At 51.6% G+C, this 19,477-nt stretch carries 14 protein-coding genes; 12 read left to right on the plus strand and 2 right to left on the minus strand.

The annotated features are described in order from the left end of the window. The first annotated feature begins 8 nt into the window (after window positions 1-8). From M6D81_RS26485 to M6D81_RS26510, 6 genes are all read left to right on the plus strand, one after another. Window positions 9-1,139, plus strand: a complete 1,131-nt coding sequence (locus tag M6D81_RS26485) for a glycoside hydrolase family 88 protein (RefSeq protein WP_262680189.1) — start codon at window positions 9-11, stop codon at window positions 1,137-1,139. 76 nt (window positions 1,140-1,215) lie between these two features. Further along, window positions 1,216-3,915, plus strand: a complete 2,700-nt coding sequence (locus M6D81_RS26490; protein ID WP_262680190.1) for a discoidin domain-containing protein — start codon at window positions 1,216-1,218, stop codon at window positions 3,913-3,915. A gap of 153 nt (window positions 3,916-4,068) precedes the next feature. Further along, window positions 4,069-6,477 (plus strand): chondroitinase-B domain-containing protein, encoded by a 2,409-nt coding sequence (locus M6D81_RS26495; RefSeq protein ID WP_262680191.1) that lies wholly within the window; start codon window positions 4,069-4,071, stop codon window positions 6,475-6,477. Between the two features lie 127 nt (window positions 6,478-6,604). Further along, window positions 6,605-7,600: an aldo/keto reductase gene (locus M6D81_RS26500; RefSeq protein ID WP_262680192.1), complete on the plus strand. Its 996-nt coding sequence runs from the start codon at window positions 6,605-6,607 to the stop codon at window positions 7,598-7,600. Between the two features lie 16 nt (window positions 7,601-7,616). Next, window positions 7,617-7,997, plus strand: a complete 381-nt coding sequence (locus M6D81_RS26505; RefSeq protein WP_262680193.1) for a cupin domain-containing protein — start codon at window positions 7,617-7,619, stop codon at window positions 7,995-7,997. A 111-nt stretch (window positions 7,998-8,108) separates the two neighbouring features. Further along, complete coding sequence (locus M6D81_RS26510; protein WP_262680194.1) at window positions 8,109-8,888, plus strand: polysaccharide deacetylase family protein; 780 nt, start codon at window positions 8,109-8,111, stop codon at window positions 8,886-8,888. Window positions 8,889-8,980: 92 nt separating this feature from the next. Here the strand turns inward: M6D81_RS26510 and ku are convergent, their stop codons facing one another. Further along, window positions 8,981-9,832: a non-homologous end joining protein Ku gene (gene ku, locus M6D81_RS26515; protein WP_262680195.1), complete on the minus strand. Its 852-nt coding sequence runs from the start codon at window positions 9,830-9,832 to the stop codon at window positions 8,981-8,983. Between the two features lie 116 nt (window positions 9,833-9,948). Beyond that, window positions 9,949-11,220, minus strand: a complete 1,272-nt coding sequence (locus M6D81_RS26520) for a glycosyl hydrolase family 28-related protein (RefSeq protein WP_317259170.1) — start codon at window positions 11,218-11,220, stop codon at window positions 9,949-9,951. Between the two features lie 239 nt (window positions 11,221-11,459). On the opposite strand from M6D81_RS26520, the gene M6D81_RS26525 reads away from it, so the two are divergent. The 6 genes from M6D81_RS26525 to M6D81_RS26550 all read left to right on the plus strand — a co-directional run bounded on the left by M6D81_RS26525 (window position 11,460) and on the right by M6D81_RS26550 (window position 19,463). Next, entirely contained in the window at window positions 11,460-13,142 is a 1,683-nt protein-coding gene (locus M6D81_RS26525; protein ID WP_262680196.1) for an extracellular solute-binding protein, read from the plus strand. 34 nt (window positions 13,143-13,176) lie between these two features. Further along, a complete protein-coding gene (locus tag M6D81_RS26530; RefSeq protein ID WP_262680197.1) occupies window positions 13,177-14,073 on the plus strand; it encodes an ABC transporter permease in 897 nt (298 codons plus the stop codon). 12 nt (window positions 14,074-14,085) lie between these two features. After that, window positions 14,086-14,961 (plus strand): carbohydrate ABC transporter permease, encoded by an 876-nt coding sequence (locus tag M6D81_RS26535; RefSeq protein WP_262680198.1) that lies wholly within the window; start codon window positions 14,086-14,088, stop codon window positions 14,959-14,961. A 34-nt stretch (window positions 14,962-14,995) separates the two neighbouring features. Continuing rightward, a complete protein-coding gene (locus M6D81_RS26540) occupies window positions 14,996-15,982 on the plus strand; it encodes a DUF4434 domain-containing protein (RefSeq protein WP_262680199.1) in 987 nt (328 codons plus the stop codon). Between the two features lie 81 nt (window positions 15,983-16,063). Next, entirely contained in the window at window positions 16,064-17,875 is a 1,812-nt protein-coding gene (locus M6D81_RS26545) for a cache domain-containing sensor histidine kinase (protein ID WP_262680200.1), read from the plus strand. Further along, on the plus strand, window positions 17,835-19,463 hold the full coding sequence (locus M6D81_RS26550) for a response regulator (RefSeq protein WP_262680201.1): 1,629 nt from the start codon (window positions 17,835-17,837) through the stop codon (window positions 19,461-19,463). Before M6D81_RS26545 ends, M6D81_RS26550 begins: the two co-directional genes overlap by 41 nt. The last annotated feature ends 14 nt before the right edge of the window (window positions 19,464-19,477 follow it).

Raw genomic sequence — 19,477 nt, forward strand, 5'->3', positions numbered from 1 at the left:
CTTGACTGATGATCAATGAACAAACGAGGCTGCAGCAATCCGAATTGGCGGAGTGGTGGGCCAAAGTACAGATCAAGGTAGATCGTATGATGCAAGCGGGGTGGACGGAAGCGCCTCATGTGTCGGCAGTCGGCAAGTACGATCAGATTAAAGTGGATCAATGGATATCCGGCTTCTGGCCGGGCATGCTGTGGCTTCTGTATGAGATGACCGGCGAGCAGCGCTACCGGGAGGCTGCGGAGCCGTGGGATGAACGGATGGAGCAATGCTTCCTTCGGGACAATCACTTTCATCACGATGTGGGATTTCAATTCCTCCCTACCTCGGTGATTCGGTACAAGCTGACCGGCGATCTTGATGCGCGGCGGCGCGGATTGTTCGCTGCCAATTACTTGGCCGGTCGGTTCAATCCGGCAGGACCGTTCATTCGGGCATGGCCGCGCGACCAGACCGGCTGGTCGATCATCGATTCAATGATGAACCTGCCACTGTTGTTCTGGGCCAGCGAAGAGAGCGGTGATCCCCGATTCAAGCATATCGCGATGGCGCATGCGGACATGGTGCTGCGGACGTTCATCCGCGAAGACGGTTCGGTCCATCACATCGTTGTGTTCGATCCGGAGAGCGGCGAGGTGGAGCGCTATGAAGGAGGACAAGGCCATTCGCCGTCTTCTTCCTGGTCCAGAGGCCAGGCCTGGGCGCTATACGGGATGAGCTGCGCATATCGTTATACCGGAGAAGAGCGATATTTACGCGCTGCCAAGCGAGTCGCCCACTACTTCATCAGCGCACTGCCGGAGGACCATGTGGCGCACTGGGACTTCCGCGCCGCAGCCGATCTGACAGACGAGCCGAGAGATACGTCGGCGGCGAGCTGTGCGGCTTCGGGGCTGATCGATATCGCCAGGCAGGTTGCGCCGGAGGAATCGGCATTGTATGAAGGGGCGGCTGCGCGCATCATTCGCTCTCTATCCTTGCGGTACAGTACGCTGGATCAACCGGAATACGAGGGAATCTTGCTCGGAGCTACCGGCCATAAACCGGTGGACGTGAATGTGAATGTATCATTAATATACGGCGATTATTATTATGTGGAAGCACTGGCCAAGTGCTTGGGATGGAATCGGAATATTTTTTGACCATGCTTCAGGGGGGATTGTCGGCAGCAGGACTGGCAGCGAATCAACGTCAACTTCATACGAGGGGATGAGGATCATGGGAAACAAGAGCATTGTGCTTACCGTATTGATCTGCATGTTGGCTATGCTAGTACCGAGAGTGGCGAGTGCGGCAGATGTGAAATTCGTCATTGGGAGTTCCGATGTAACGGCGAGCGGGAACGACGGCAATGTGCCGGCCAATACCGTAGACGGCGATCCCGGCACGCGCTGGTCTGCAAGCGGCGACGGACAGTGGATTCAGTACGATCTGGGAGCGAACGCCAAGGTGTCCTACGTCAAGATCGCTTTCCTGAGCGGATCAAGCCGCACATCAACCTTCGACATCCTGACATCGACAGACGGTTCCAGCTTCACGGCGGTTAGTATCGGGGTGACAAGCGCCTTGGCGGATGGCCTTCAGACGTTCGACTTCCCGGATCAGGACCCGGCCCGCTATGTGCGAATTGTCGGTCATGGCAATTCGGTTAATCTATGGAACAGTTATACCGAGGTGGAGATCTACGGAGACGTCTCTCTCTCTTCGATACCGAAGGTGACCGTAACGGGCGCCAATGTGACGGCAAGCGCGGACGATGGCAATGTGCCGGCTAATACGGTGGATGGCGATTCCGGCACGCGTTGGTCCGCTAACGGCGACGGCCAGTGGATTCAATATGATCTCGGCGCCAGCCACACTGTATCCTATGTCAAGATCGCATTCCTGAACGGATCAAGCCGCACATCGACCTTCGATATCCAGACATCGGCAGACGGCTCCAGCTTCGCATCGGTAAGCAGCGGGGTGACGAGCGCTCTTGCGGATGGACTTCAGACGTTCGACTTCCCGGATACGGACCCCGTCCGCTATGTGCGGATCGTCGGTCACGGCAATTCGGCCAATCTATGGAACAGCTACACCGAGGTGGAAATTTACGGAACGCTCTCAGCGTCATCGGGCAAGCTCGCCTTGTCCATTCCTCAGCTTATGGCGAGCGGAGATGACGGGAATATTCCTGCGTTCACGATTGACGGAGATCTGAGCACGCGCTGGTCGGCCAATGGCGACGGGGAATGGATCAGCTACGATCTCGGTGTAAGCAGACGCGTAGAATATGTGAAGCTCGCCTTCAGCAACGGTTCGCAACGAACGTTCACCTTCGATCTTCAAGCATCCTACGACGGCTATAACTATGACACTGTACTCGCTGGAGCGGTCAGCGGCTTGAACGATAATCTACAGCTGTTCGAATTCGCCGATATCGATCCCGTCAGGTATATTCGTATCGTCGGGCATGGCAACACCACCAGTACATGGAACAGCTTGAGCGAAGTCGAGATCTATGGCGGCCCGTCCAGCGGAGGCAACGGCGACGAAGGTACGATTGTTGCTGTGGATACTGCAACGGAACTGGCTTCGGCACTGGGATCGGCAACAGCTGGCACAACGATCGTACTGGCGGACGGGACTTATTCGCAGACGGGAGAGTTCGTCTTGCAGAGCAAGAACGGCACAGCCGACGCTCCGATTGTTGTCAAAGCGCTGAATCGCGGTCAGGCTATCATCTCCGGAGGCTCGGGAATGCGTATCGAAGACAGTTCCCACATCGTTGTCGACGGATTGAAATTTACGAATTCGGTCAATGCCGCACTCGTCCTGGAAGGCTCCGATCACGTTCGCATTACCCGCAACAAGTTCGCACTGCCGGCTTCAGGCGGGAATATGATGTGGCTGCAGGTACGGGGGACGAACAGTCATCACAATCGCATCGATCGCAACGACTTCGGTCCGAAGAGCGATACCGCTCCGTTGATCGCTTATGAGGGAGAGAACGGGTCGGGCCAAATCTCGCAATACGATGTGATCGAATACAACTACTTCCACGATGTAGGTCCATGGGTATCCAACGGCAAGGAGACGATCAGGCTTGGCTTGTCAGGCATCTCGCTGTCTCACGGTTACAATACGATTCAATACAATGTGTTCGAAGATTGCGACGGGGAACCGGAGATTGTATCTGTCAAGAGCAGCAGCAATACGGTCCGCTTCAACACGTTCCGTACGTCGAGAGGCAGTCTTACACTCAGGCACGGCCACAACAATAGCGTATACGGCAATTTCTTCCTGGGTGACGGAGTTGAATCGGAGCAGCAAGGGATTCGCATGTTCGGCAATGATCATAAGATCTATAACAACTATTTCGAGAATCTGACCGATGAAGCGATCTACCTGCCCAACGGCGATTTCGATGGCGGTACGGCCGGTTACCCCGCGAACCCGACCAGTGAACAGCTTCGGAAGCAATGGAAAATCTACCGGGCGCTCATCGTGAACAATACGATTGTGAACAGCGATGCCGGAATTGTCATCGGCTCGGGTAAAGCCTATGCGCCGGAGGATGTAAAGGTTGCCAATAACATTGTACGCAACGACGTTGGAACGCTCTATTACGAAGCGGCAGCGACGAATACCGTGTTCGAGGGAAATATCGGCTATGGGAGCACAATCGGGAATGTAATCCGAAGCTCAGGCGAGATCGCCAACGTCAATCCTTTGCTTATAACGGAGGATGGTCTTCAGAAGCTGTCTTCCGCAAGTCCGGCGATTGATGCCGCTGCGGGGACATATGCGTTCGTCATAACCGACATGGACGGCCAAGTGCGTACGAATTCGGACATCGGAGCGGATGAGTATGGAAGCGCATCCATTCTGAATCGGCCGTTGGTTGCTTCAGACGTTGGATTGAATACGCCTTGAGCAATAGTGAGATGAAGTGCAGAATACAGTGAACATCAGGCAGGTCTAACTGCTGATTATCCAGATGGACTTGCCTGATTGGACAATTGAAGGGAGAATAGTGTAATGAACGGACGAGCCAGACTTGGATTTAAGGCATGGATGTTACTGTGCATGGTTGCAATGATTGCTGCCCCATTATTGACAGCGGTTTCCGAATCGGCTGTCGTTACGGCGGCGGAAGAGAAGCTGGACATTGTGGCCAGCCAGGTCTCCGCCAGCAGTTATCAACCTGATTCCAATTATGTACCTGCCAATGTCGTGGACGGCAGCATGGACATCGAGAGCCGCTGGTCCGCCAAGGGTGAAGGCGAGTGGCTCCAGTTCGATCTGCTGGAGCAGAGGGAGATCACATGGCTTCAGATCGCGTTCGTCTCGGCGGAATCCAGAGCTTCGATCTTCGAGGTGCAGGTGTCCGACGACGGAACTCATTTCAGTACCGTACTGGAACGCACGAACAGTACGAACATCGAAGGTCTCCAGCCCTTTGTCATAGCGGAGCCTGCGAACGCAAGGTACATACGCATCGTCGGGTACGGCAACACCTCCAATCTGTGGAACAGCTATACCGAGGTGGAATTGTACGACGGGATGCCGCCGGAGATCGAGGAGCCGGAAGGGCCGGGAGAGCCTGGCGACTACGACGAAGATGAGCTGCAGCCCGAGTTCGAGATTGTGACTGTTGCCGATGCGGCACAACTGAACGAAGCGCTTGCCGGGGCAGAGCCGGGGACGATTATCGAGCTTGAGGACGGTGCGTATTCACAGGTAGGGCCATTCGTCGTAGAGGACAAGCACGGCACGCCGGGACAGCCGATTATTATACGCGCTGCGGAGACTGGCGGCGCAAGCATCGCCGGCTCGGCTTATATGATAATCAGGAATTCTTCCTACATTCATGTGGAGGGCCTGCAATTCGTCAATGCGATAGGACCTTCGGAAGAAGTGCCGAACCCCGGCCTTGCGCTGGAGAATGCCAGCCATATCTCGGTACTCCGCAATCGCTTCGCGCTGGACGAGAGCGGCCAGAATGAATCTGCCCAAAGTCACTTCATGATCGTCGAAGGGATAGGCAGCCATAATCGAATCGCTTACAATGAATTTGGTCCGAAGTCGAAGATTGGAGCCGTGCTGGCTTATAACGGGGATGGCGAGGCCATCTCGCAATACGACGTGATCGAATACAACTGGTTCCATCATACGGGCCCTCGCATCAGCAACGGCCTGGAAGCGATACGTTTGGGATACTCCGGGCTGTCTTTATCTTCCGGGTTCATCAAGATTCAATACAACCTGTTCGAGAGCGCGGATGGCGATCCTGAGATCGTATCGGTGAAGAGCAGCGACAATGTGGTACGATACAATACGTTCCTGAATTCGCAAGGACAGGTCACTTCCCGTCACGGACATCGGAACAGCTTCTACGGCAACTTCTTCATCAATGAAGAAGGAAAGAGCGGCGTCGGCGGCATTCGCATCTATGGCAACGGGCATCGCATATTCAACAATTACATGGAAGGGCTCACCTTCAATGCGATCCACATCGACGGGGGCGTCTACGATGCCGGACCGGACGGCACCGGTACGCCGATCGTGTACAACGCCGGGGATCAGAACAATCCTGAGCTGGTAGAGGTCAACCTGAACGAGTTGAAAGCGGACGACCCCGAAGCGTGGCTTGCCATCATGCGGGGGCACTGGCGAGTATACGACGCACAAGTATACAATAATACCATCGTTGGAAGCACTTCCGGCATTATTGACGGAGGACGCACATTTGCTTCTGTAAATACACTCGTCGCCAACAACCTCATCTTCAACAATTTCGGTCGCATGTATGAACAGCTGTCGGGCAGCAGGAACTGCGAGCGGGGGAGCGGAGCTTCCTGGATGTACACGGCGGGACAATGCACAGTATATGCGGGCAATATGGCTTACGGCAGCGCCGAAGCCTATCACAGTCAGGTGCCAAAGTCCGAGGAGCAGATCGACATTGCAGATCCTCTGCTGGTGCGCGGTTCGGACGGGCTAATCCGCCTGTCAGCGGTAAGTCCGGCAAGAGACCGGGCAATTGAGAGCTACTCGCCGGAGTATGATATGGATACAGAGCTTCGTTACGCGCCGGATGTCGGCGCAGACGAATTCAGCGAGGACAAGAAGGCGAACGGTCCGCTTACCCGCGACCAAGTAGGTCCTTATGGGGAGGCGGAGAAGAGAGGCGGCCTGTCCGGTCTGTCGTTGTCGGAAGGAACGCTGAATGAGACGTTCTCGTCAGAGAAGCTCTTCTATACGATAACGCTGCCGAATCCTACCCATGAATTGGAGCTTGTACCGACAGCTTACGGTTCCGATGCCGTCATTACGATCAGCCTGAACGGAGAAGAAGGTGCAGTCGTTGCCAGCGGGGATGCCAGCGAACCGCTGTCCTTGATCCGGGGCAACAATAAGTTGAATATTGTTCAAATTGGAGTACAGCGCGGCGGAGAAGCGGTAAACTATACGATTGTTGTGAAGCGCGGATAATAGCGGGGATTCCAATGCGAATGCGAACCATGCTGTCGATCCAATCGACAGCATGGTTATCTGTTTCAGTTACGATATGACACTGCGTCATGGGGCAAGATTACAGAATGATACGGAGGCTGATTGCATGAATGAATACGTGGCATCACATCAACGTTACGAGACGATGACTTATCATCGATGCGGAAGAAGCGGGTTGAAATTGCCGGCTATCTCGCTTGGATTATGGCATAATTTCGGCGGAATCGACGTGCAGGAGAATGGAAGAAGGCTACTGCGCCGGGCATTCGATCTCGGCATTACGCATTTCGACCTCGCGAACAATTACGGACCGCCGCCCGGTTCGGCGGAGGAGACGTTCGGTCAACTGTGGCGGAAGGACTTCGGCGCTTATCGGGATGAGATGATTATTTCCACGAAAGCCGGTTACCGAATGTGGCCGGGACCTTACGGTGAATGGGGCTCGCGCAAAAGCATGCTCGCAAGCCTTGATCAAAGTCTGAAACGATTGAACATGGAGTATGTCGATATTTATTATTCTCACAGATTCGATAAGGAAACGCCGCTCGAGGAAACGATGTCTGCGCTCGATCAGGCGGTGAGACAGGGCAAAGCGCTCTATGTCGGCATATCCAATTACGGACCGGAGGAGACGCGGGAAGCGATCTCTATCCTGCGACAGCTTGGAACGCCTTGTCTGATTCATCAATGCCATTATTCCATGTACGAACGAAAGCTGGAGGAGGAATTGCAAGACACGCTGCTTGAGTCGGGAGTCGGAACGATCGCATACAGTCCGCTTGCGAGAGGCTTGCTGACGGATCGTTATCTGAACGGCGTACCTGAGGATTCCCGCGCTGCGGGCGCGAGCATATTCCTGAAGCGTGAAGATATTACGCCTGAGAAGCTGGCGAAGTCCCGCAAGCTTCAGGAACTGGCCGAACAGCGAGGGCAGAGTCTGGCTCAGATGGCGATCGCCTGGGTGCTCAGACATGGCCGCGTCACCTCTGCGCTGATCGGCGTAAGCAAGGAAGAGCAGATCGACGACATTGCTAAGCTATTGGATAACCCCTCGTTCACGTCCGCAGAGCTTGACCTTATTGAGCGGATTCTGGGCGAGTAGCAGGGGGAAGATCGAATTGATCAGACTAACGTTGAATGATTTGCATTTGAATGGTGAAGGACATGTTTTGCATGAAGTGTTGCCAGGGGATTATCTCTATGCCGGAGGCCTGGCCTTCGCTTCGCGCGGGGAGAGGAGCCACACGAACGACGGTCCAGGGGGCGGGGACTGGCATGTCCATTCGGATCGTGAAGCCTTTATCGTCATGCAGGGGCGAGGCGCAATGGAGGTGAACGGTCGGCGGCATGATGTCCGGAGTGGAGATGTAATCATTATCGAGCCCGGAGAAGATCATCATCTCTGTTCCAGCGAAGAAGACCCTGTCGTCGTCATGTGGTGTCACGCAGGTCCGGAACGACATCCCCAACAGCGGGGAGAGCAGCATGACGGTTCATAATAGCGCAGTGATGGACACTTTCCAATACATACAGTTGGCAGATGGAACATATTCGATTTCCAATCGAACCATACTATCCTTATAACAACCAACAGGGAAAGAGGAGCGCTAATGGAAAATTGGAAAAAATGGACTTGCATGCTCTGTATGATCGGTGCCGGTTGTGCTGTCATCACTGGCTTTACGGATCGTCCGACCGTACATAATCGTTCCTATTATGAGGCGCGCGGCGAGATTATCTGGGAAGTGCCGATGGAGGAGAAGCTGATCGCATTGACCTTTGATGACGGTCCCCATGAGACGGAGACGCCGATGATCCTGGATTTGCTCAAGCAGTACGATGCGAAATCCACATTTTTCGTCGTTGGCAATCGGCTTGACCGGTATGCGGAGATTGTCAAGCGCGAAGTGGGTGAAGGGCATGAAGTGGCGAACCACACATTCAATCACCGCTTCTTCAATCGAAGCGTCAGCTCGAATACAATCGTGAAAGAGATTGCCGATACGGAAGCGAAGATCAAATCAGTGACGGGCGTGGATTGCAAATGGTTCAGGCCGCCAGGCGGCAATTACAGCGAGCGGGTCGTACAAATTGCAAGGCAGGCCGGTTATACGATTGTGTTATGGTCCTGGCATCAGGATACGAAGGATTGGACGAGTCCGGGGGTTCAGGCCATTGCGAATAAAGTGCTGAAAAATGCAAGAAACGGCGATATCGTGTTGCTGCACGACAATATTCGAGGCTCGATGCAGACCGTCAAGGCGCTGCAAATCATTTTGCCGGAATTGAAGAAGCGGGGGTATCGCATGGTTACGATATCCGAATTGATTGAACATAAGCCTGCGCAACCCTTGCAGTCATCCCCTCGGCAGACAGGCAAGACAAGCTAGTCTTGCCTTCTCTTCCCGGCGCTCAAAGCACATAAGCGATAATATTTGCCTCATTACGGGCGACTATATGCGAACAACAACAGCGACAACGGTCAAGAGACGTTGTCGCTCGCTTTTTTGGCCGTTTTGCGCTTGGCGCCTCTCTTTGCCGGTTTTCCGGTATCGGTAGGGATTTTCGCCGCTTCCAGGCTCGCTTGAAGCGCGGACATCAAGTCAATCACATTGGCTCGATTCTCTTGCGGTGCGGCAACGACATCGATGCCTTCCCCGGCGATTTTCTGCTCGATCGCTTGGAGCATAGCTATCCGGTAATCGTCGGTATACTTCTCCGGATTGAATGACTCCGTCAACTGATCGATTAGCAGCTTGGCCACTTGCAGCTCTTTGTCGTTCACGTTCGCGGCTTGCGGCAGGTTGGGGACCTCTGCCAATGAGCGGACTTCGTCGGGGTAATGCATCGTCTCCAGACAAATGCAGTTGTCAATCACTCTAATAGCCGCCAGACTGCTTTTGCTGCGAATCGAGATTTTGGCGATGCCAATTTTGCCGGTTTGGCGGATCGCTTCCATCAGCAAGCCGTAAGCGCCTCCCCCCGCCAGATCGGGGGCTAGGAAGTACGTCTTCTCATAGTAGATGGGATCGATCTCCTCCAGATTGACGAAGTCGAGAATTTGAATGACTCTGGCGGATTCCGGCTTCAGCGCTTCGATCTCCTCCTCGCTGAACAAGACGAACTTGCCCTTCTCGTACTCGAAGCCTTTGGCGATCTCATCAAGCGCCACCTCCTGATCGCAATGGGGACAAGTGCGCTTGTGGGAGATTGGCGTGCCGCAAGCTTTATGAATGCTGCGAAAGCGTATGTCCTTGTCTTCGGTAGCGGTGAACATTTTCACCGGTACATGAACGAGACCGAAGCTGATTGCTCCTTTCCAGACTGTATGCATTTGTGAATTCCTCCTCGGCAATTTTTGCGCAACAACTGCGCTGCGATTACCCGATAGTTTTTCCATGCTCCAGTCCATTTATTTGCGTCTATGCGATTAGGTGCCGTGCCGCAAGGCTAATTCAAATTGCTTGAGATCACATTGCTAGAGCCTACGGTTGAGAGAGGACCGATCCAATTGTCCTTCAAAATGTTGGAGGTTATCAATAGGTCATGGCTGGTATCGATCGCATGAATGCCGTAACGCTGTGTTTTGACGGACTGGTCATCGAAGCAGCGGTTGCCGGTAATAGTGACCAGATGACTATTGCCGAGTATGCTGATACCGTCGTCTTGGCCGGTGGCAGGCGCTTTCCCATTATTCTTGCAAACATTTCCAATAATTTGAGAATTGGTTACGCTGGCGTACATAATGCCCGCCGAATTGTTGTTGACGCACCAGTTGCCTTCGGAAATAATTTCCGTTGCATCGATTATGTCGATGCCATTGCCATCGTTGCCCTCGATTAAATTGTTGCTGATAACGATTCCGAATTTGTTGTTGATATACACGCCACCTGCTGTGTTGTTCGGGACAAGTCCGTTGTTGCGGATAATATTGCCGGAGATGACCCCACGGTTCGTATTGTAGATGATGCCGTCCAGATAACCGTCTTCGATCAGATTGTCCATTACCCAGTTGTTTCCCTCTGCATATTGCGGATCATCCAAGCTGAAGGAAATGACGGTGTTGCCGATCGTGCCTTTCAGATGACTTCGGGTGATTCTGGAAGCCATGACATTCGACATATTCAGAGCAATAACATGCGAGTTGACAACCTTGATGTGATCAATCGTAATCCGTTTGCACTTCCAGAATATGACGGTGCTGCCCGTCGTCTGCTGGGAAGCGTTGCCGTCAAGCGTCATATCTGAGATCGTCACATTTTCCGTTAACGTTCCCACCATTAGTGCATCGTTCGTTCCAGGCTTCAGCTTCAATAAGGTCACATCCTGACCGACTCCTCTCAGCTTCATATTTCCTCCGACCTGTATGGTTCCGCTTAAGTATGTTCCGGCGGGAAAGCATACGACGCCTCCTCCCGCCGCCGAACAAGCTGCGATAGCGGCCTGGATTGCATCCGTGTCGTCTGTCGTTCCATCACCAATCGCTCCGTAATCCATGACATTGCATTCGCAAAGCGATGAGTGCGAAGCATCATTGCCTTTTAGCTTGCCTTTCCCTGCTTTCTTCCCTTCTTCGCCGCTCATTGCCTCTGCCAGAAGCGATGAACCCAGCATCCCCTCCATAGCAAGCGCTGCGCCGCCTCCGCCGATTGCGGCAAGCAGCTTCCTCCTGCTTACTAACGGATTGCCTGTCCGTTTTTTTTGTTCGAGATTGTTTTCCATTAAGCTTCCTCCTCAAATACGGATAGTAAAAACGCTTACAAAAAGAGTATAATAAAATTTTTATGCCATGTTATCCGTCTTTTTTTGCGAATGCTTATACTTTCTTTTGATTATGAACAACGCTTTCAAAATCGTAAAAAAAGTACAAGGTTTCAAAATTTATTACTGTTATTTGAAAGATTGGTGTCGAGTTATAATTTCGTTGAAATGAAAACAACAAGGGGAAAGGAAAGTGAGTTATGGCGAAGAGGAGAATATTCATACTATTGCTGCTTATGATGCTCGTTGCAGCGTGCAGCGGCAATCAATCAGCAGGCAAGACTGCGGACGAAGGGGCGATCAAGCCCGGGCAACCGAATAGTGCGGAAGCCAATATAGAAGAAGGAGCGCCGCAAGTCATCGATCCGTTAGGCAAGTATGATCCGCCAATTGAAGTGACAACAGTGAGAGCAACCAATGATACGTTCAAATTTATTGAAGGAGAATCGCTGGAAGACAACATTGTATATGAACTGTATGAAGAGGATATTGGCATAAAATGGAAAAATATATGGTCGGTCGGCGGTGATAACAACAAATATACCGAAAAGCTGAACTTGTCTATCGCTTCCAAAAATTTGCCGGATATTTTTCAAGTCGATATCGGTCAATTGAAAGAGCTGGTTGACGGCGGCTTAGTGGAAGATATGACGCCTTACTTCGAGCAATATGCGTCCCAGCAGGTGAAGGAAGCATTCGGTTACGCAGACGGCCTTGGTCTTAGAATGGGAACGTTCGACGGCAACCTGTACGGTTTGCCTAACACTCGCGACGCAGCGGGTAATCTGAACTTGCTTTGGGTGAGACAGGACTGGCTGGACAATCTCGATCTCGAGCTTCCGAAGACGGCGGATGAAGTGATTGCGGTAGCCGAAGCGTTCGCCAATAATGATCCCGACGGCGATCAGAAGAAAAATACGTATGGCATCATGGCGTCATTTATGATGTTCGATGGTTATGGATTAGGCTCATTGGATGCGCTTGCAGCGGCATACGGCGCTTACCCGGGCAAATGGATTAAGGGTGAGGAAGGACTCGTGTATGGAAGCGTGCAGCCCGAAATGAAGAAGGTGCTGGAGATTGGACGGGAACTGTATGCGATGGGAGCGCTAGATAAGGAGTTCGCCATTAAAGGAGGCGGTGAGACGACAGCAGATGTCGTTGCCGGCAAGATTGGGATGTATTATGCGCCTTTCTGGTCTCCGGCATGGCCGCTTAATCAAATGATAGAGAAGGAACCCGATGCGAAGTGGACGCCGCTGCTTGCTCCTCCTGGCCCATCTGGAGAGATGAAAGTGCCTGCCGGACATTTCACCACCAATTGGATGGTCGTTCGCAAAGGCTTTGAGCATCCGGAGGCGCTCGTCAAGGCGATCAATTACTGGTACGACCTTAGCATGACAGGAGGCTCCCGCAACGAAAAGTATTCCGAGCTTCGTCAGAACGAATACAAGGATGTCGATATCAATAGCTATACGCCTGTCTATTCCGAGAAGCCGAATAAGAACGACTTGTTTGTTGACGAAATATTAAAGGCGCTTAAGGATGGCGATACGTCGGGTCTGTCCATAAGCGGTCTGAAAACCTATGACAAAATCAAAGCCGGCGGAGTTGATGGTTGGGTGGAGCAAAAAATTTGGACGGAATCGGCCCCGCTTATTCGCGAGTATAAAGAAATTGTAACAGATGAGTTCTACGGTGCGCCGACGGAGACGATGGGACTGACGAAGACAGCGCTGGATAAACTGACGAACGATACGTTCACTAAGATGATCATGGGGGACAAGTCCGTTGAAGAATTCGATGACTTCGTTGCGCAGTGGCACAAGATCGGCGGAGACAAGATGACGCTGGAAGTGAATGAGTGGGCTTCTTCCAGATAGCGTCCGGATTATTCGGAGAAAGGTGAACTGGAATATGCTGCGTAATCTCAGAATGAATAAATCGCTTCACTTGATGGTATGGCTAGGCATGGTTTTTGTCCTTATATTTTGCTACGTTCCCATGTTTGGTGTCGCGATTGCTTTTCAACAGTTTCGGCCGGTTATGGGATTTATGAAGTCCGAATGGGTCGGATGGAGCAACTTCACTCTTATGTTTCAGATTCCGGACTTTTATCAGGTCGTCATGAACACGCTTATTATAGCGGGACTTAAGCTGTCAATCGGCTTTTTTGTCCCGATCGTATTTGCTTTGCTGCTGAACGAGGTTCGGCTTCTCTGGTTCAAAAAAACGATTCAAACGATGGTGTATCTCCCCCATTTTATGTCCTGGGTAATCCTCGGCGGCATTCTGACGAATATATTGTCCATTGAAGGCGGCATCGTCAATGTGTTGCTGGAGGCAATCGGCGTTGAGCCCATTATGTTCCTGGGCAGCAACGACTGGTTTCGCCCCGTATTGATTATTAGCGACATATGGAAGGAATTCGGCTTCTCCATGATCGTTTACTTGGCGGCGCTTGCCGGCATTAATCCCGCGCTCTACGAAGCGGCCGTCATTGATGGAGCTAACCGTTGGCGGCAGACGTTGCATATTACAATTCCCGGGCTCTATCCCATGATGGCTCTGGTCGCAACGTTAAGCCTTGGCGGAATTGTGAATGCGGGATTTGATCAAGTGTTTAATTTATACAACCCGATTGTCTATGAGACCGGTGATATTATCGATACCTACGTATACCGCGTAGGACTTCAACAGACACAGTACAGCTTCGCGACCGCTGTGGGCTTGAGCAAATCCGTCGTAAGTCTGGTTCTAATGGCAACGGCTTACCGGTTAGCTTACAAATACGCGAACTATAGAATTTTTTAGGAGGCTTACTCCGTGAACGATAACGCGCCTTACGGTAAGCTGTTTCATTTGTTCAACCATTCTTTTTTGTTGCTGTCGGGCTTGCTGTGCTTGCTCCCGTTCGTGCATGTTCTGGCTCAATCGCTCAGCTCCGCCGTCAGCATAGCAGCTAACGAGGTCACCTTTTGGCCTGTCGACTATACGGCTGCTTCTTACGAGTTGATCTTCAAGGAGTCCAAGCTGCTTACAGCGATGGGGATTTCCGTACAGCGTGTTGTATTGGGCGTTGCCGTCAACATGCTGCTTACTGTCCTCATTGCATACCCGCTGTCCAAGGAGGATCGCATTTTCAAGGGAAGAACCGTGTATGCTTGGATGCTTGTGTTCGCCATGATATTCAGCGGCGGATTGATTCCGCTCTATTTGACAGTGAATGAGCTGGGGCTTATGGATAGTATATGGTCGCTTATTTTACCGGGGGCTGTCCCCATATACAACGTTGTGCTGATGCTGAATTTTTTTCGGTCATTACCGAAGGAGCTTGCTGAATCTTCCTATATAGACGGGGCCGGTCACTGGGGAACGCTGTTTCGCATTTATGTTCCGTTAAGCCTCCCCGCGATGGCTACATTGACGTTGTTCTCCATTGTCGGGCATTGGAACTCTTGGTTCGACGGCATTATCTTCATGAACAATCCGATCCACTATCCCTTATCCAGTTATTTACAGACTGTTATCATACCGATTGACGTCACTGCAATCAACAGTCTCGAGGATCTGCATCTGGTATCTGACCGCAGTCTCAAGGATGCTCAGATCATCGTCGGTGCTTTGCCGGTGCTCGTCATCTATCCGTTCCTGCAGCGCTTCTTCGTGAAAGGCATTGTGCTTGGAGCGGTAAAGGAATAGAGAGGCAACCGAATGTTAAAAGGAGGAAAAGCAGATGAAGGCAATTAGAGGCTCGCTATATTACATGAACCTGAACGGCAGCAAAACAAGCATCGATCGGGAGATCACGGCGCAGGCGAAGGCAGGCTTCGATCTGTTATGGGTGAACGGGCCGGCATTCTCTCTTGAAAGTCTGCAGATGCTGGGGGAGCAGGGACAATTCGATCCCATCGCTTACATGCTGGATGAAGCGCATGCAATGGGGATGAAGGTCATAATCGAGGTTATGGCGGATAGCAACTGGTATATGCGCTGGGACCTCGAGGCGGATTTGGAACGAAGCGATCGCATCGTATCAATCCTTGCACAGAGGTACGGGATTCATCCCGCATTCGAAGGTTATTATTTGGGCAATGAATTGTACATTGTGCACGGCAAGGATAAGGAATATATCCGAACCTTGTGGGCATCCATTGCAGCGCAGTGCCGATCATCGACGCCGGGCTGTAAGATCGTCGCCTCTCCATTCTTCGTATCGGATTCGCATGAGGTACTGGGCTATGCTTACGAAAGTCCGGAAGCGTATGAGCAGTTCTGGGATGAGATGCTGACAGGCGGCGATCTGGACATCGTCATGCTTCAAGATTCCGGGGCAGAGCATGGCGCATTCTACTCCGTAGAGGAGCGAGAGCCTTACTTTGCGGCAGTGGCCAACGCATGCAATCGCCATGGTGTCGAGCTTTGGGGCAATATCGAACTTGCCGAGATCGACGTGAAGGACTACATCGAGCTGAAGCAATTCCGAGGTGAGCATGGCGCGAATGGCGAGGGTTTTCACGATCGACGTTGGAAGAGAGTGCCGCTGCCGAAGCTGAACGAGAAGTCTGAACTAGCATCGAAGTATTGCAGGCATCTCGTCAGCTGGGGGTTCTCGCAGTTTGTCAGTCCTGAATCCGGTATGCCGGGCTGCCAGTCTTATTACGAGGCGTTCTGCCGCTGGAATCTTGACAGAAGGGGAAAAGCCGTTCAACATGAATCATAAAGACATGATGATCGCTTACTGGACAAGATAAAAATATTTGTACATTAGAACGGCAAAGCGTGCTGATAGGGAGGAGAGGCGATGATACGGAAATTAGCGATAAAGGGGAATTTGCGCGGTGTATTAATGAAGCTGCTGCTTGCATTTTTCCTGCTGACAATTCCTGTGTATCTCGTCTCGCTTTCTCTGCTTGGATCTGCGATTACGTCGGTCAAGCATCGGATTACGGATTCCGTACATACGGACTTGGACCAGTTCCTGAGCAGGTTGACAATCGATCTGGAACGTGTAAAGCAATTTCAGCTCATGCTGAAAAATGATGAAAACGTTCAATATTTTTATGCGGCCCAAAATATTATGAGTGACTATGAGAAAATCGCTTTATTCAAAGAGCTGAAATCCAAATTCGAACTGATTGTTTCGAATAGCAGCTTCATCGACGACTTGATAATCGACTTTCCCGAGTCGAACTTGCGATTATCCTACGTCTCTGGGCGCACCGATATTCCTTCTGACGATCGGAGTTCGTATGCCGAAGAGGATTACAGCGACGGTTGGCTGAAGGCTTCATACGGCTGGGCTGAGCTGGAACGGACAAGGAGCGACGTATTAAGCTATACGCTCTTCACCCGAACGATGCGTAACGGCACACAAAAGCTGCATTATGTGCTTCGGATGAACATTGCGCTGGACCAATTTCGTTCATTGCTGGGACAACTGACAGTCGGAAAGTCTGGAAGCGCTTTAATAGTTGATCGTTCAGCCGGATTTGTGATTCGAGGAAATGACAGCATGGTGTCCGACGTCATCGGGGAACGTTTGTCGGAACAGCTGCTTGCAGGCGAATCCGACGGCATTTTCCATACGAAGGTCGACAAGTTGAAGTATACCGTGCTCTACCGGCATTCTCCCGAGCTTAATTGGACCGCTGCAGTCTATGTTCCGGAACGGGAGTTCCTGGGAGAAGTAAGAAGAACGAAGCAGAAGCTGTATGTTTTGATCGCAGTATCCGTGCTTAGCGTTATCGGATTCTCCTATATTATTTACAGGCACATCCACAAACCGATACGGGTACTGTACAATGCCATGCAGCAAGTAGGGAGAGAGCGTTACGATACAAGGATTGCGAGCAGCCGAAATGACGAATTTGACTATATCTACACACGATTTAACGACATGATTCAACGAATCGAGCACGCTATTCAAAGGGACTATTTGCAACAGATCAGAATCAAGCAGTCGGAATTGATTCAGCTTCAGGCACAGATCAATCCTCATTTCTTATACAACTGCTTCTACAGCGTGTACCGGATGTCGAAAGAACGGGATTATGAAGCTATAGCCAGAATGACGGATTACCTGGGCCGCTATTATCAGTTTATTACGTACAAAAGCGGGAGCGACGAGGTGACGCTTCAGGAGGAAGTGTCGCATTCCGTCGTCTATCTTGACATCCAATCCATCCGGTTCGAAGATCAACTGTCCTATGAGCTTCATATCGCTCCTCAACTATCGCACGTTCTGGTGCCGAGACTCATTCTTCAGCCATTGATCGAGAACGCGGTTGTTCACGCACTGGAGGAGAGTGCAGAGCATGTGAGAATCGAAATCTCTGCCGCGGCCGATGGGGGCGTATTGGAATTGATGGTGGCGGATAACGGGCCGGGAATAGAAGAAGCGCGGATGCGTGAAGTAGTCGCAGGTCTGGAAAGGGAGCACATCCATCCGGACAATAGCTTTGCGTTGTGGAACATTCATTGGCGATTGAGGTATAAATTCGGGCCGGGCTTCGGCATTGCGATCGGCAAGCGTAAGGAAGGCGGCTTTGTTATTACTCTTAAGCTGCCTCTGCATGAGGGAGGGAACGGTCATATACACGTTAATGATTGTTGATGACGAGAGGAGAATTCTGCGCGGATTGACGCAAGCCGTTCTGGAGAGCGGCCTTCCGTTCGCAAGCATTCAAGGCTTCCATAATGCCGAAGAGGCTCTGCGCGCGATGGAATCGAGTCCATGCGATATTCTGCTGTCCGATATCCGGATGCCTGGGCGTGACGGATTGGAGCTTGCGGGAGCAGTAAGAGCTTGCCGCCCCTCTTGCAAGGTCATATTCCTGACTGGCTTCGGTCAATTTGAATATGCCCAACAAGCTGTGAAGCTTGGCGCTTTCGATTTCCTGGTCAAGCCGGTTCGAGACGAGCAATTGCTTCAATGCTTGGAACGTGCGCTCTTGAGCCTGAAGGAGGAGAAGAAGGAAGCCGAATCCATACATAAGCTGCGAAGCCGGTATGAAGAGACGGTGCCGGTCGTGAGAGAGAGTTTTTTGAGACAGTGTGCGGGAAGCGAACGCACTGATCGGAATGTAAATGAGATAATCGCGGAAGGAATGTTCTTGCAACTGGACATTGCGTTGGATTCTCCTGTCAGATTTGCCGTCATGCGAGTGAACAACCGGAAGAAATGGATCGATGCCCCAAAGAGCGGGACATTGGACAGCCTTCTATTTGAAGCTGCAGGAACGGTTAAGGGGGAAACAGGTCTTTTCATGGAGTGCTGGCGCGATGCCGATTATTTTGCATGCGCATGGCAATCGAAAAGCGCAATGAGGTCAGCCGTTATGGAGAAGCAACTTCGAAGAGCTTTAATCGATATGCAAGAAAAACTGTTCGAACGACACGGCATGGACACATCCATCATGCTGTCCAAGCAGGCGGACAACTTGGAGCAATGGGTAATCTGCTATCAGGAGGCTTTGCAGGCTCTGAAGCAGCATATCAGTCAGGGCCGGGGATCGATTGAGGAAGTGCTGCAGGGAGCCGGCGTGTTAATGGGCCGGCTGCCGGGCATGGACTTGCTGGAATCGCTCGGACTGTTGCTGGAGGCCGGTGATGAGGAACAATACTATAACCGGCTTAACGAAGTATTTCGGGATGCCCGGACGACTCCAGGTCTTCCATACCGGATCTACGCAGAGATAGTCCATATGCTGTCGCTAGCGTTGCTGACCTCCGTGAATAAGCTTACCTTGACTTCGGAGGAACGGGATAGGCTGCGTATCGAGGAATGGACGGACATGTCCTGCTTCTATTCCGTGGAACAGATGAGCGAAGTGTTCCATACGGTTTCCGCCGAGGTATTCAAGCTGACAAGCCGTCAACGAGATATGAACAAGGATGTTATGAGTCGATTGAAATGGTATATTTCCCAGCACCTTAGCGGGGACCTGTCCCTGTCCGAATTGTCCAAGATCGCCCATATGAGCACAGCTTATTTATCCCGAATATTCAAAGAAACAACTGGCGAGGGCATTAATCACTATGTGACCCGGGCAAGAATTGAGAAAGCTATGGAGCTGTTAAGATTGCCATCCGCCAAAGTTAGCGATGTCGCCGTTCAAGTCGGTTACGACAATACGCCTTATTTCACAAAAGTATTCAAAAAGGTTGTCGGCCAGACTCCTCAGGAGTTTAAGAACGATTAGAAATATTGGAAGGG

It is taken from the genome of Paenibacillus sp. J5C2022 (assembly GCF_025567625.1).
Classification (GTDB): Bacteria; Bacillota; Bacilli; order Paenibacillales; family Paenibacillaceae; genus Pristimantibacillus.